Raw genomic sequence first — 14,855 nt, 5'->3', positions numbered from 1 at the left:
TAGAATTTCTGAGATTTTTGTTTTTCATCGGTGCACTTGACAGGGACCCTATCAGTTAAACACAACTGAGATTGTATTTTTTAACTTCAATATTAATCGTTGAAAATTTTTAATTTGTCACTGGCTTGGCATGATGCACCGATGCCAAAGATCCTTCAGATTTGGCAACCAACGTAGAAGCGACCATAGAGCTGGTGACGTTGGTCATGGTCCGGGCCATATCCACAAAGGCATCGATCCCGGCAAAAATACTGATCAAACCAACTGGGGGTCCTAAAGTCACGAACATTGCAGTAGCTAACATAATACCCCCGCCAGGTACTCCAGCGGTCCCCAAGGAAATGATTGGGCATAACAAGATAATGACAATAGCTTGAGCTAAGGAAACTTGACCGCCCATAGAATGAATGGCATAAACGGCTAATAATGGTGGCCAAACGCCCGCGCAACCGGACATCCCCACAGTGGTACCTAGAGAACCCACAAAGTTGGCGATATTTTCTGGCACGCCCACATTCTTAGTCACACAAGTAACGTATAGTGGCAATGTCCCAGAACTGCTTCTAGAGGAAAAAGCCATGACTTGAGCCGGCATCACACCTTTGAAGAAACGAATTGGTGACAGTTTGCCTACAAAACGCAATAACAAACTGTCGGTCACAAAAACGTGGAAGAAACAGCCAACAAAAGCTAATAGAATAATCGTAACTAATGGTTTCAAGGCGTTCAAATCACTGGTACCCATGGTATCAGCCATCAGGCAAATAATGGAATAAGGTAATAAAGAAATAACAACGCGAATAATAGCATAGACAATGGCATGACAATCATCAATAAATTTCTTGAAAGTTACCATGGCGCCTTCGTGTTTGCCAGACAAGGCGACAACCGCGATTCCCACAATAATTGCAAAGAAGACCACTGGAATAACTTTCCCTTCCGCCATGGATGCAAATAGGTTATTAGAGAATAAATCCGTGATTACTTGGGTAAAAGGTGGAATCTTAGCTGCCTTAAATCCAGCCACAATACTCAAGTGACTACCTTGCCCAATACCCGAAACAACGGCAATGGTCATCCCTACGATTGCTGCTAGTAAAGTCTGGAATAGCAGCCAAAAGATGGATTTACCCCCGATACTCTTTAACTCCGACAAGGACTTCATAGAATATATACTCTTGATCAAGGATACCAATAACCAATGCTAAAACCGACACGAATGTAAAATTAGTACGTTTTTTCACCAAATATATAATGTAACAAGCTATGACGGCAACTAACAAGGTCAATAACTCTAAACTGACACTACCCATGCCCAACACCTCCAAATATGTTTTAATCGCTTTCATGTTACATCTTTCACAATTGTATGTAAATAATTTTTAGAACAAATTAATTTTTGTTAGTCCCCACCACAGAAAAGCCTTGCTTTTTTCTAATTTTTTTGTCTCTCAAATATCTGTAACAACGCTTATCAAATCAACCTGATGGCCGTTAAACCGTGCCTATCCTTATCCTAGGAAAATATAAGCTTGAATTAAATCCTAGACTGACTTAACAATTTTTCTGGCGTTTCCTTGACCAGTTTTAGGCGGTGCCATATACTTTTCTTGTAAGATAATTCTTGGAGGTGTTTAGCTTATGAATATTTTATTATCTTGTAGTGGTGGCATGAGCTCTTCTATTATTGCCCAAGGCCTAGTGGATGCCGCCAAAAAGCGCGGTCAAACAATTACCGTTGACCCCACTGGCACCGATAGTGTCGCTGATGATTTAGACAATAAAAATTATGATATCGTTTTATTAGCGCCGCAGTCCGTTTACCGAAAAGCGGCCATTGAAGCTGAAGCCAAGGAACATGATAAGCAGTTTTTGATGATCCCAAGAACAATGTACAACCCCATTCAAGCCAGCGCACTACTGGACTTAATTGAGCAGTCACTGCACAAATAGGCAATTAAAAAAACAAATAAATTTTTCTGGGGGAATAGCGTATGGCTTTGAATTCAGATAAAATTACCGAGAGTATGGCCAAGGTTGCCGGGAATCGCTACCTGACTGCAATTCGTGATGGGATGGCAGTCATTATTCCTGTGGCAATCGTTGGCTCTTTTTTTACCCTCATTTCACAATTACCCTTTGCCTGGTGGACTAAGCTGATCAAACCTTTGGCCAGCGCTTTAGCCACACCAGTTTCATTTTCTATTGGTTTCATGTCCATTTACGCCTGCTTTGCCATTGCCAGTCATCTGGCCGCGACTTATAAAATCGATCGCACCTCCAGCGGCGTGGTAGCAGTAATGGTCTTTTTGACCCTGGCGATTCAACCGGGGACCCTTACCCCAAAGTTAGCCAAATTGGCCCATATCACGGCCGGTTCCGTCTTTCCAGCCCAAAACTTTGGGGCCTATGGCTTATTTACCTGTATGTTGTCGGCCATTGGCACAGTGGAAATCATTCGTTTCTGTCGGGCTAGAAACTGGGTCATCAAGATGCCCAAAGGGGTTCCTACCGCCGTCTCTGCCTCTTTCGTGGCATTGATTCCAGCAGCAATTGTGATTATTTTAGCTTGGGTAATCCGGGAAGCCTTGCATTTTGACGTGAACCAATTCTTGCTCACCGTCTTATCTCCATTAGGGCACTTTGGTAAGGACAATTTTCCCTCTGTCATCGCCCCAATCTTGTTAAACTCTGTTTTTTGGTTATTTGGGGTCCACGGTTCTGCCATTGCGACGCCCATTTTTTGGCCCTACTGGTATCCAAACCTAAACGCCAACATGGCCGCTGTCGCTCATGGTGCCACGGCTGCAACGGCGCCCCATTATATGACGGAGCAATTTTTCCAGTGGTTCGTTTATATCGGTGGTGCCGGGGCAACGTTAGCCCTTTGTATCTTGCTAACTTTTTTCTCCAAATCTGCCATGGGTAAAATGATGGGTAAAGTTACCATTATCCCGGGCCTATTTAACATCAACGAACCCATTATCTTCGGATTGCCCTTGGTTTTAAATCCTTACTTTGCTATTCCTTTCATTTTGGCACCGCTGGCCATGGGGGTCATCACTTGGCTGGCCACCATCATGCATTTGGTGAACCGAACCATTGCTTTAGTGCCCTGGACCTTGCCGGGACCAATTGGCGCCTTTATGGCCACTGGCTTTGATTGGCGGGCCATTATCTTAGCACTATTCAACATTGGCGTCGCCATCGTGATCTACTGGCCTTTCTTCAAAGCTTGGGATCGCAATCAATTGAAACAAGAACAACAGGCAGCAGCAGCTGATGCTAAAAACAGCAATAGTGCTGCTGCCAATACCACCATAGACACAACATCGGCAACAAATTAGGAGGCCCAAATTTTGGCATTAGGTTTATCAATTTATCCCAACAAAAGTTCATTTGAAGCAAATGCCACCTATCTAAAAAAAGCGGCAGACCTAGGCTATCAACGTATTTTCACCAGCATGTTAGACGTGACCGCCGACAATAAAACTGAAATACTAGCCACTTTTAAAAAAATCATCACTTACGGGAATTCTCTGGGGCTGAAAACCACCATTGACGTGAACCCTCGTCTTTTCAAAGTACTAGGGATGGATTATCATCATTTAGATTTGCTGGCCGACCTTGGTGCCAGCGCCATTCGCTTAGACGCCAATTTTGATGGCTTAACTGAATCTTTGATCAGCTTTGAAGAGCCACAATTAGACTTAGAATTAAATATCAGTGCGGATACGGGTAATATCGCCAATATTTTATCCTACCGACCCAATTTACGGCGTATTTCTGGCTGCCATAACTTTTACCCCCAGCGCTATACGGGCTTGGGCCTAGACTTCTTCACCAAATGTTCCACCATGTACAAACACATGGGTTTAAAGACTGCAGCCTTTGTCACATCCCAAGCAGCTACTTTCGGCCCCCACGTCTTTGCCGATGGCTTACCCACCCTGGAGATGCATCGGGATCTAGACATCGCCATCCAGGCGAAGCATCTATTTGCCACTGGGTTGATCGATGACGTGTTGATTGCAAATGCCTTTGCCAGCGATGATGAACTCAAGGCCTTAGCCGCCGTTAATGAGGACCAATTGACATTAAAAGTCGACACCATCCCAACACTCAGTACCAATGAATATGATATTTTATTCAAATACCAACATTTTAATCGGGGCGATATCAATGATTACGCGATCCGCTCCACCTTTGTGAAATTGGCCTATATTCATCACGCGATTCCCGTCAACCATGCCGTGCCGCAGTTAAAACCGGGCGATATCACCATTGGCAATGATAATTTTGGCCAATATAAAGGCGAATTAAATATCGTTAAACAAGCCATGCCTAACGAGCATCAATTAAAAAATGTGGTGGGCCATGTGACCGCTGCTGAAACGTTTTTAATCGATTACATCAGGCCTTGGTCTAAATTTAGATTTACAAAAAATTAATTAGGGAGTGTGCCTGTTGGAAAGTTCAGAAATTGAAAGTATCGCGTTTGACGTCATCAGTAACGCTGGTGCTGCCAAAACAATTTTAATGAAAGTTATCAGTGACTCAGAAGCTGGTGATTTTGATGATATTGATAACCAACTCAAAGAAGCTAATAAATTATTAAAACAAGCAGCGCAAGCTCATTTTAAAGTAATCACTGCTGAAGCCCAGCAAAAGGGACCAGGTTTTAGTTTGTTGTTGGTCCATGCTGAAGACCAGCTGATGGCCACCGAATCCATTCGAGATTTGGCCCAGAATTTTATCAAAATCAACCGACGCTTAAATCAGCTGGAGTCTAAACAAAATTCAAAAGGTCGTGACTAATTTTGCAAAATCCATATAATTGCATTCTAGGCCTGGATTGCGGCGCCACCCACACCGATGGTTTTATTTTTAATGATCAGGGTCAGGTTTTAGGCTCAGTTCGGGGTAAAGGAGCCAACTTAGTCGTCAATCAACGGCAAGCTACTACCAATCTCCGCGAAGCCACCCGCAAATTATTGGCCCGCATTCCGGCTCAATTTCATTGTCGTTTAATTGTCTATGGCATTGCTGGTATAAATGTCAACGGGGTTCCCAAGAACTTCGCCGCCGATCTGGGTATTACAAACTATCCGCATTACTTTATTTCCGATGCACAACTAGCTTGTCTCAGTGAACTTCAGGGTGAAAACGGGGTTCTGGCGATTGCCGGCACTGGCTCTGTGGTGATGGCCCAAAATCATGGCCAGTATTATCGGGTTGGCGGCTGGGGCCACTTGCTGGGAGATGAGGGCAGTGGTTTTCATATTGGCAAATTAGCTATTTTGCGCTTGACCTATGAATACGACCATGGCGAAACCTCCGATTTTGCTAAAGCCGTCTACCACACCCTCGGTGCCACCACCATTTTTGAAGCAGTTCGCTGTTTTTATAATGTTCAAAAAAGTGATGTAGCTAAGTTGAGTCAGGTTGTCTTTGCTTTAGCTCAAAAAAATGATATCGTTGCTTTACAACTACTCAAAACGGCCGCTAGGGACCTAGCTCAACAAATTAATCTGGCCATTGCCAAATCCAAATTACCAGATCCCGTTCAGCTCGTTCTATCGGGCAGTCCGGTGGAAAACAATCCCCTCTATTTGGATATCCTCATGGATTACCTTAAAGCCGATCACCAGATCGATCTACAGCCAAAAGCCAATTTGAATAATGCCAAGGGTGCTTATTACTACGCCCAAACCTACCATAAGGACGGTGCTTAAACTTATGACTGTTTTAACCGCAAACACCTATTCACAAACCCTCAATGCTTTTTCTAAAACAAATATTATTATCCCGAACGATTATGAAGCTAATCCTGCCGCCACTTTATGGTTATTAAATGGCTACGGCGGTGACGAGCAATCCTGGCTGTTACATACGGCTATTATGGACTTTGCGGAAACTTATCACTTAGCGGTGATCATGCCCAATGGCCAAAATAGTTTTTATGTGAATGCTGGGGTGTTGGCCTACGAGGATTACTTCATCCAAGAATTCATGCCTCGGATACAAAAAATGTTTAGTTTGCCCACAGATCAGGCCAAAAACTATATCATGGGCAACTCCATGGGAGGGTTCGGTGCTTTGCGGTTTGGGTTGACCTATCCAGATAAGTTTCAAAAAATTGCTGCTCTGTCAGGGGTGGTCAATCTGCCCAACTTCTTCAATAATCCCGACTTTCCAGTACCCAAATCAGAAGTTGCGGTATTATTCCCAGATGATACGATGTTTGCGGATCAGAATAACTTAGAATTCTTGTTCAATCAGTTAAGCGCCGCCCAACAAGCCACGCTACAGTTTTATACCAGTTGTGGCACGGGGGATTCCTTATTTAAAGATAATGAATACTTGGCCCACCGCTTTTCTCGGGAACTAAATTACGTTTGGCGCCCGGTTGCTGGCGATCATAGCTGGCCGGTATGGGCGGCGCAACTGGATCAGGTCTTAGCTTGGTTGGTGCAAAATGACTAAGAAAAAAACATTGCCGTTAACCTTTGCAGGTCAGTGGCAATGTTTTTTTGACTAATGAATTCGTTTTTCCACGTGGCGCAATATGCGGGATAACGTGAAAATGATGATGAAGTACAGTAGAATCGTCACTGCAATTGGCGCCACACCCCGATAAGTTTCGGCTTGCACGATCCCCATTTGATAAATCAATTCTGTCACCCCAATAATAGACACGATGGAGGTATCTTTGATCAAGGTAATGAACTGATTGCCCAAGGATGGCCAAATGGACTTCAAGGCCTGGGGGAAAATAATGAAGCGGTACATGTCGGTATTTTTAATCCCTAAACTTTTAGCGGCTTCATATTGCCCATCGGAAACCCCTTGAACCCCACCCCGGACAATTTCGCTGATATAAGCGGAAGTATTCACAGAAATGGCAATGATCCCGGCTAAGAGTGCCGGGATATTTAACAAGGCGCCTAGACCAAAATAGATGAATAATACTTGGGCCATCAAGGGCGTGTCCCGGAGAAATTCTGTATAGATAATGGCGATCCATTTCAACAGCTTGGTTTTACTGATACGCATGGCCGCTACTAAAATACCCAAAATTGCCCCAAAAACAATCCCCACAATGGACATTCCCAAGGTATATTCAATCCCTTTAGCAAAGAACTGCCAATAACTGACCATCGAGGTACTCTTGTCATCACTCTTTAAATACTTCCCGGCGGTCTTTAAGTATTGCCGTTGAATCAAATGACGCTTTTGAATTTTAGTAATGGACTGATTTAAAGCAGTTTTTAAAGAATCCGCGCCTTTAGCCACGGCAATGGCATTCCCGGCTTGGGTTTGATCAGTGGTAAAATCACCGTTGATCGTGGCTAGACTAGGATCACTGGTAGCATAAGCTGTGGCCGAGGCGGTGCCTTTCACCACGCCGTCGACTTTATGGGTCTTTAAAGCCATGATCAAATCCGCTGCACTGCCCATCCCCACTAGCTTGGCGCCAGGCATTTGTTTCTTGATCAAATCATACTGTAGGGTCCCAGTTTCAGCCCCAACGGGTTTGCCGGCAAAGGACGCTTTGTTCTTCAAGGTGGCGGCGTCATTGCGGTTGATGATGATACTTTGGGATTCCGTGTAATAAACATTGGTAAAATCCACACTTTTGGCCCGTTCTGGGGTGGGACTGAGGCCGGAGAGGATCATATCGACTTTGCCAGTCTCCAAAGATACCAATAAAGAACTAAAAGACAGGGGTTTAATTTCCAACTTGACCCCTAAATCCTTGGCGATTTGTTTACCAATCTCAATATCCATCCCCACAATGGTCTGCTTACCGTTGACGTTGGCTTGAAACTCATAGGGCGGATAATTAGGGGATGTCCCCATCACCAGGACCCCTTTTTTCTTGATCTGGGCTAAGGTGTCATCTGGTGTCGTCGCCGCTTGAACTTGGTTAGCGGCTGTTAAATTCAAGCCAATTGTTACCAGCAGAACTGTCACAATCAGCATGATAAATTGTTTTGTTTTAGGCATTATTACGAACTTTCTCCCATCTTTTTAAAATTATTGCGTCTTTATGTAATTACAACCTGTCAATTATACATTTATATACATATTTATTCAAAGCAAAAAAGTCATCTACCACGAGATGACTTTTTAGCTTTAAATTTGCGTGATCATTTACTATTGAACAACTTCTTGATGGTGTTCTAAATCTGCGCCATTGGTGGCAATGACCTGTTTATACCAGTCAAAGGAATCCTTCTTATAGCGCTGATTGGTGCCATTGCCGGCATTGTCCCGGTCCACATAAATATACCCATACCGTTTGGCCATTTCCCCAGTGCTGGCCGATACTAGATCGATGCAGCCCCATGAAGTATAGCCCCAGCAAACCACGCCATCTTTAAGAGCCAGACCCATTTGCTCGATATTCTCGGCTAAATAAGCGATGCGATAATCATCGTGAACTTTAAAATCAGGCGTTAATTCATCCTTTTCCCCTAAACCATTCTCAACCACAAACAATGGCAGTTGATAACGATCCCAAATATTATTCATGGTGATCCGCAAGCCTACGCCGTCAGTTTGCCAACCCCAGCTAGAAGTTGGCAAATATGGATTTTTCAAGCTCTTAAAAACATTACCCTCGCCGGTCTCAACATTCACTGCTGGGTCAGCACTGACCAGACGGGATGAATAGTAACTAAAGGAAATGAAATCCACCGTATGCTTCAAACTGGCTTTATCGTCTTCAGTGATGTCGATATGGATGCCTTTTTCTTTAAATAAAGCCAAGGCGTAGTTTGGATAATAGCCTCTGGCCTGCACATCAATAAAGAAGTAGCCTTCCCGATTAGCCTGTAGGGCTTCTAACACATCGGCTGGATTGGGGGTGTTGGGATAAGTATCCCCGGCAGCTAACATGCAACCCACTTGGAAATCCGGATCAATTTCATGGGCCAGTTTCGTAGCTTTAGCCGAAGCCACCAACTGATGATGGGCCGCTTGATATTTCGCCGTCAATGCGGCTTGATCTGTTAACTCACTGACATCCATACCGCCGCCTAAAAATGGAATATGCAAAATCATATTGATTTCATTGAAAGTTAACCAATAACGTACCAAATGGCGGTATCGCTTGAAGATCACTTCGCAGTAATTGAGATAAAGATCAATTAACCGCCGATCTTGCCAGCCGTTATATTTATCCAATAATGCTAGCGGGGTGTCAAAGTGGTTGATAGTCACTAAAGGTTCAATCCCTAACGCATGGCATTTAGCAAATAAGTGGTCATAAAAAGCAAGCCCTGCTTTATTCGGTTTTTCATCATCCCCATTGGGAAAAATCCGCGGCCAACTAATGGATGTGCGGAAAGTCTTGAAGCCCATTTCCGCCATCAGTTCCAAATCTGATTCAAAATTGTGGTAAAAATCAATTGACTCATGGCTAGGATAATAATCATAGGTTTTTTGTTCAGCTGTCTTAGGATTCATCAATGCATCCCAACGCCCGAAGTCGGCCGTGGGTAAAATATCCACTAAGGATTTACCTTTACCGTCCGTTAAATAAGCCCCTTCACATTGATTGGCAGCAACCGCGCCGCCCCATAAGAAATCATTTGGAAAATTAGTCATTTTAGTGATCCTCCTTTAGCTTAAGTTTAGAATTTCATCATCTGGGGTAACTGTCCCCGTTGTTTTCAGTGGCTGAACCTCATGATATTTGGTCACATTAGTTACCACGATTGGGGTAATGGTATCCAGGCCAGCGGCTTGAATAGTCTCTATCTCAAATTCCAAGAGTAAATCGCCCTTTTGAACATGGTCACCTTCTTGAATATGGGCAGTAAAGCCTTTCCCATCCAGTTGCACCGTATCCATTCCCACGTGGATCAAAATCTCCGCACCGCCATCGCTATTAATACCAATGGCATGTTTGGTTGGGAACAGTAATTGAATATCACCAGACACCGGGGCAAAAATTTTACCAATGGTTGGCTTAATCGCCACCCCAGTTCCCATGGCCCCGGAGGCAAAGACGGGATCATTGATCTCATCCAATGGCATAATAGTCCCGTTTAACGGACTGTGCATCACTTCTGGTTGATTGTACGTAACTTCTGGTTGGGTCACCGCTACGGGTGCTTTGGTTTCGGCCATCATTTCTAAATTGGCCCCTTCTAATTCCGGTCCGGCATCTGTTGTATCCGTCGTATCGGCTTTATCAGTATCTTCAGCTTTTTCTTTGGCTAGGAACAGGGTAAGGAAAAAGGCCACGGCAAAGCCGACGACAGCGGCTAATAAAGCCCCATAGAATGGTAAGCCGATGGTTTCTCCTGGTTTAAAGAAGGTCAAGAGCGCAAAGACGCCTAAGCCCCCCATGTTATAAGCCACGGTATGGAAAATACCTAACAAGGCACCACCCACACCAGCCCCGATCAGACTGGCATAAAATGGTTTTTTACGGGGCAAGGTAACCCCGTAAATAGCGGGCTCGGTAACCCCGAAAATCCCGGAAACGAAGGCGGAAATGCCTAAACCTTTAACTTTTTTATCCTTGGTCCGTAGCACAACAGCTAGCACGGCTCCAATTTGACTCCAAGATGCGGCAAAAGTTAAGGCTAAAATAGAATCCACCCCATTTTGAGCGATGTTATTCATGGCTACTGGGATCAAGCCCCAATGTAGGCCAAACATCACCATCACTTGCCAGAAACCACCCAGCACCACGCCGGCAATAACTGGACTTAATTTCACCAAACTTTGAATGGCAAAGCCTAAACCTTGGGCCACCCAAGTTGTGGTTGGGCCAATGATCAAGAAAATTAACGGAATGGCAATTAAGAGCGTGAACAATGGCACTAAGAAAGCTTTTACCACGGTAGGAATAATCTTTTGTAATCGCCGCTCAATGATAGCGGCAAACCAAACCCCCACGATCACGGGAATCACCGAAGAGGTATAGCTCATCATGATCAACGGAATCCCGGCAAAGGTCTCATATACTGGTGAATTAAAGGGCGTGCCTCCGAATAAGGTGAACAGCGGCGTGGCCTTGCCCATGGCAATGGGCGCCATGGCCACAATGGTGGGATAAACCATCACCGCCCCAATGGTCAACCCTAGAAATTCATTGACTTTAAATTTCTTAGCGGCACTGTAACCCAACATGACTGGTAAGAAATAAAAGAAACTATCCGAAATCGCAAACAACACGCGATACGTCCCTTCTCTTTCAGTGAGCCAGCCAAATTGCAGACATAATGCCAGCAACCCCTTCAGCATACCGGTGGCTGCTAAGTAGCCCAATAGTGGAGAGAAAATACCGGAAATCAAATCCACAAATTTATTGAATAAGTTCGTTTTTTCCCCTTCAGCTTCACTGGGTTCATCAGTCGCTTCATTTTTGTTGATATCACTCACAGCCAGCACCGCATCGAACACATCACCTACGGCGTTACCGATAACCACTTGGTATTGGCCACCGCTTTTGACCACACTGACGACCCCATCTAGGGCTTCAATGGCTGCTGTGTCGGCTTTATCTTCATCTTTGAGTCGAAAACGCAGGCGGGTCACACAGTGGACTAAACTGTTGACGTTCCCTTCGCCCCCCACGTCTTTGACGATTGATTTAGCTAAGTCTTCGTACTTCATGGTTTTTGCCTCCTTTAATGTTTTCAGAAATAAAAATAGCCCAACTAACCCGTCAATATGCACAGTTTGTTTGCATACTGACGGCTTAGCTGGGCTGATGCCTGGTCGAACCAGTGACACGCCGATTGATAAATTACTGTTTTTGCATAAAACGCATGAGATGTAACGTTAAAAAGACTTTTTCCGAATCTCCAATTTGCCAGCCGGTTTCAGCCGTTAAATATTGAACCATACTGCTGGCAACCTGAAAGGCTTGGCCATACTTGTCCTGGGTCAATTTTACAAATGCTGGATCCAATTGGTTAATTTCAGTATCGGTCCCTTTCATATAACGAATCAAAAACAAACGTAAATGCGACACGAAACGATTGTAACTAAATGAGTCTTGATCCAATACAATACGATATTGAAATTGCACAATATTCATTAACTTTTTGATCAGTTTTATTAAGTACAGGGTTTCGTCAATGGTGCTTTGATTCTCGGCATCAATAAAGTGGTAGGTTAGAAAAACAGCTTCATTTTCAGGCAATTTAATTTCAAAAGCCTGTTCAATCTTGGGAACAACTTGCAATGCTAGTTCATATTCCTTAGGAAATAACTTTTGAATCTCCCAACGCACGGCCTCCGTGGGCATCTGAATTTTAGCCTCGGTCCGCTGGAGCATAAACGCTAAGTGATCCGCCAAACTAGCATAATCATTGATGGATACTTCTTGGGTTAAATTAGCCGCGATGAATTCTAAAATATCATTGGTTAAATTTAACACCTGGGTATCCGTCTGGGTCAAAGTGGCCAGCGCTTCGTCGGCAATGGCTTTATAACGATTTTGGATGGCCGCTTCATCCACCACATCGCCCTTCTTACAACCAAAGCCAACCCCTTTACCTAATACGACCCATTCCACTTGATGATCATCAAAGACTAAGGCCGCATTATTTCCAAAACTTTGTAACACCTTTAGCATTAATCTGCCCTCCCCGTAACAACAAAAGCCAACTCAAAACATTGATACCCAAGGCCGACAGTCTCGTGCAGTAGTTTTGAATTGGCTTATGCCTGGTCGAACCAGTAACATGCTCTTTATAGTCTAATATTACCAAGGAAGTGTAAGCGGTGTCAACCTAATCACTCACCTATCATGGAATTCTAACTTTAAGAACCATAAACGTCGTAATATCACCCAGTCTGGCTAGATATCCCGATGGCTTTGGCTTAATTTAGCCCACTGGGTATCGGAACCAAGTCTAATGTAGAATTCATCATTGTGCTTCATGACGCCAAAGGCCCGGTAATAACCATACCCATTACCATCTAGATCAGGCAATGTGCCGGTTTGTTGGCCACTATCATCATAAAGGAGCGTCCCAGCTTTGAAAATATAAACATTATAGATTAAGACAACATCCTTAGCGTTGACCCATTGATTATCCCCTAAATCTAACCGACCCAGACTGCCATCGGGTCCAGTGACCGCATAGCCGGTGACGGCCCAATCCTGAATACTCGTGTCCAGATTGCCGGCAACTTTAGACAATTGTGGGTTGTTGTAAACCTTAACTTGCTTACCATCTGTGTATGCTTCCAGAATATCATAACGGCCACGATCCACTGATATGGGATTCACGTGAAAGAATACCTCTCCATCTTTGACCCATTGATTGTCGCCTAGGTCAAAGGCGCCAAAGAAGTTATTGCTTGGGTATGCAAAGACTTCCCGATTGACTTTCCAAGTGGTGATAGTCTTATCTAGGGTTTGGCCAGTGGGTTTGGTGCAGGCTGGATCACTATAGACCACTGCGGGAAAGCCATTGGAAGTCACTGTGGTTGGATTCATGGGCACCTGAATATCCAGCGCCGCCAGTGCAATATTGGCTTTGAATCCCAGCAACCCCAAAAACAACGCGCCCAGAATAACAAATAATTTAACAAACTGTTTTTCATTTTTCATCTTAATGCACCTCTTTAAGACCAATAATAATCCTATCACGAATAATTTGAAATCCTTTTTAAATTAAATAACTATCAATGCTGGTTAATAGCCAATTCTTACTGGCGTAGACAAAGACCCGGACAAAGTTCTATAGTCATAGCAAGGCAATCAAGTCTGATATGGCCTAGCTATGCTTTTAGAAAAAACCATTTTAATAACTATCGACTTTTACAATAAAGGAGGACTTTATATATGCGCTATCTATCCAAAGCCAACATTCAAAGTCTATTTACCATGACCCAAGCTATTCAAGCAGATAAGTTAGCTTTAAGCCTGTCTACTAAAGGGGATACCACCATCCCCTTGCGAACGAATGTGGATATTCCAAAATATAACGGGCAAAGCCTAACCATGCCCGGTTATGTGGGTGGCGCCAGTCCGGCCCTGGGTATTAAGATCATTTCAATTTATCCTGATAACCTGGCCAAGGACCTGCCCAGTTCGCCGGCGACGATGATTGCCCTGGATGCGAAAACCGGGATAGTCTCAGCTATTTTAGATGGCACTTACTTGACCCAACTACGAACTGGGGCGGTTCAAGGGGCAGCAACGGACCTGTTAGCCCGCCAAGATGCCAAAACAGCTCTGCTCATTGGTCCCGGCGGGCAAGCCATGACCCAGCTGGAAGCCATGCTGACGGTGAGAAATTTAAAATTGGTTTATATTTTTGACCGGGATCAAAAACGGGCTCAAGCTTTTGTACAGCGTGCCAAGACGAATTTTCAGACTAAATTTACCACGGCTTTTGCCACCGTGACTTCCCCCAATGAGGTGGTGGCTAAAGTAGATATCATCACCACTGTGACTACTGCTAAACAGCCCACCTTTGATGGCAGTTTGGTCCAACCGGGTACCCACATTAACGGGGTAGGTGCTTATACGCCAGCGATGCAGGAACTCCCGGTGGCCGCTTTGCAAAAAGCTGACCATATCTTCGTCGATACACTGGCTGGGGCCTTAGCAGAAGCTGGCGATCTAATGATGCCGTTGGCAACTGGTGAACTGGCCAAGTCCGCCATTGATGGGGAATTAGGGGCCTTAGTCAATCAAGACATCCCCGGGCGCCAAAGTCCTACAGATATCACAGTCTTCAAAACCGTCGGCACCGCCGCCTTAGATATCGTGGTGGCTGATCAAATTGTCAAAGCCGCTGAAGCCCAACATATTGGCGTTGAATTGCAATAAAAAATGGTAACCTCCAGGCAAATAAGTCCTGAGATTACCA

General features: G+C 44.4%; 13 protein-coding genes. 7 read left to right on the top strand and 6 right to left on the bottom strand.

Going from position 1 to position 14,855, the window contains the following annotated elements:
• Nucleotides 1–109 precede the first annotated feature (109 nt).
• Nucleotides 110–1,165 (bottom strand): dicarboxylate/amino acid:cation symporter, encoded by a 1,056-nt coding sequence (locus FC83_RS15170; protein WP_235184328.1) that lies wholly within the window; start codon nt 1,163–1,165, stop codon nt 110–112.
• A gap of 476 nt (nt 1,166–1,641) precedes the next feature.
• Between FC83_RS15170 and FC83_RS15165 the strand changes: the two genes are divergently transcribed.
• From FC83_RS15165 to FC83_RS15140, 6 genes are read left to right on the top strand one after another with little or no spacing between them, the layout of a single operon-like run.
• Complete coding sequence (locus FC83_RS15165; protein WP_035454383.1) at nt 1,642–1,953, top strand: PTS sugar transporter subunit IIB; 312 nt, start codon at nt 1,642–1,644, stop codon at nt 1,951–1,953.
• A 41-nt stretch (nt 1,954–1,994) separates the two neighbouring features.
• On the top strand, nt 1,995–3,347 hold the full coding sequence (locus FC83_RS15160) for a PTS sugar transporter subunit IIC (protein WP_035454380.1): 1,353 nt from the start codon (nt 1,995–1,997) through the stop codon (nt 3,345–3,347).
• A gap of 12 nt (nt 3,348–3,359) precedes the next feature.
• A complete protein-coding gene (locus FC83_RS15155; RefSeq protein ID WP_052004851.1) occupies nt 3,360–4,451 on the top strand; it encodes a DUF871 domain-containing protein in 1,092 nt (363 codons plus the stop codon).
• 16 nt (nt 4,452–4,467) lie between these two features.
• Entirely contained in the window at nt 4,468–4,818 is a 351-nt protein-coding gene (locus tag FC83_RS15150; RefSeq protein ID WP_052004850.1) for a PTS sugar transporter subunit IIA, read from the top strand.
• Between the two features lie 2 nt (nt 4,819–4,820).
• A complete protein-coding gene (locus FC83_RS15145) occupies nt 4,821–5,735 on the top strand; it encodes an N-acetylglucosamine kinase (RefSeq protein ID WP_035454375.1) in 915 nt (304 codons plus the stop codon).
• 4 nt (nt 5,736–5,739) lie between these two features.
• On the top strand, nt 5,740–6,486 hold the full coding sequence (locus FC83_RS15140; RefSeq protein ID WP_035454373.1) for an alpha/beta hydrolase: 747 nt from the start codon (nt 5,740–5,742) through the stop codon (nt 6,484–6,486).
• Between the two features lie 51 nt (nt 6,487–6,537).
• Here FC83_RS15140 and FC83_RS15135 read toward each other — a convergent pair whose 3' ends face one another.
• The 5 genes from FC83_RS15135 to FC83_RS15115 form a co-directional block, all read right to left on the bottom strand.
• Nucleotides 6,538–8,010 (bottom strand): ABC transporter substrate-binding protein/permease, encoded by a 1,473-nt coding sequence (locus tag FC83_RS15135; RefSeq protein WP_035454371.1) that lies wholly within the window; start codon nt 8,008–8,010, stop codon nt 6,538–6,540.
• Between the two features lie 150 nt (nt 8,011–8,160).
• Nucleotides 8,161–9,624 (bottom strand): 6-phospho-beta-glucosidase, encoded by a 1,464-nt coding sequence (locus FC83_RS15130; protein ID WP_420805639.1) that lies wholly within the window; start codon nt 9,622–9,624, stop codon nt 8,161–8,163.
• 6 nt (nt 9,625–9,630) lie between these two features.
• Complete coding sequence (locus tag FC83_RS15125) at nt 9,631–11,637, bottom strand: beta-glucoside-specific PTS transporter subunit IIABC (protein ID WP_057002960.1); 2,007 nt, start codon at nt 11,635–11,637, stop codon at nt 9,631–9,633.
• A 133-nt stretch (nt 11,638–11,770) separates the two neighbouring features.
• Nucleotides 11,771–12,604, bottom strand: coding sequence for a PRD domain-containing protein (locus FC83_RS15120; protein WP_035454368.1), 834 nt, complete (start codon nt 12,602–12,604; stop codon nt 11,771–11,773).
• 225 nt (nt 12,605–12,829) lie between these two features.
• Nucleotides 12,830–13,588 (bottom strand): hypothetical protein, encoded by a 759-nt coding sequence (locus tag FC83_RS15115; RefSeq protein ID WP_035454365.1) that lies wholly within the window; start codon nt 13,586–13,588, stop codon nt 12,830–12,832.
• Nucleotides 13,589–13,822: 234 nt separating this feature from the next.
• Here FC83_RS15115 and FC83_RS15110 point away from each other — a divergent pair, with 234 nt between their 5' ends.
• Nucleotides 13,823–14,815 (top strand): ornithine cyclodeaminase, encoded by a 993-nt coding sequence (locus FC83_RS15110; RefSeq protein ID WP_057002959.1) that lies wholly within the window; start codon nt 13,823–13,825, stop codon nt 14,813–14,815.
• Nucleotides 14,816–14,855: the final 40 nt, after the last annotated feature.

It is taken from the genome of Agrilactobacillus composti DSM 18527 = JCM 14202 (assembly GCF_001436375.1).
GTDB lineage: Bacteria > Bacillota > Bacilli > Lactobacillales > Lactobacillaceae > Agrilactobacillus > Agrilactobacillus composti.
Note: the sequence above shows the minus strand (reverse complement) of the source record. Positions and strands in the feature narration are given on the sequence as shown.

Coding starts and splice junctions, on each gene's coding strand:
- FC83_RS15170 (WP_235184328.1), bottom strand. CDS start 1,165: ATGAAGTCCTTGTCGGAGTTAAAGAGTATCGGGGGTAAATCCATCTTT.
- FC83_RS15165 (WP_035454383.1), top strand. CDS start 1,642: ATGAATATTTTATTATCTTGTAGTGGTGGCATGAGCTCTTCTATTATT.
- FC83_RS15160 (WP_035454380.1), top strand. CDS start 1,995: ATGGCTTTGAATTCAGATAAAATTACCGAGAGTATGGCCAAGGTTGCC.
- FC83_RS15140 (WP_035454373.1), top strand. CDS start 5,740: ATGACTGTTTTAACCGCAAACACCTATTCACAAACCCTCAATGCTTTT.
- FC83_RS15135 (WP_035454371.1), bottom strand. CDS start 8,010: ATGCCTAAAACAAAACAATTTATCATGCTGATTGTGACAGTTCTGCTG.
- FC83_RS15125 (WP_057002960.1), bottom strand. CDS start 11,637: ATGAAGTACGAAGACTTAGCTAAATCAATCGTCAAAGACGTGGGGGGC.
- FC83_RS15120 (WP_035454368.1), bottom strand. CDS start 12,604: ATGCTAAAGGTGTTACAAAGTTTTGGAAATAATGCGGCCTTAGTCTTT.
- FC83_RS15115 (WP_035454365.1), bottom strand. CDS start 13,588: ATGAAAAATGAAAAACAGTTTGTTAAATTATTTGTTATTCTGGGCGCG.
- FC83_RS15110 (WP_057002959.1), top strand. CDS start 13,823: ATGCGCTATCTATCCAAAGCCAACATTCAAAGTCTATTTACCATGACC.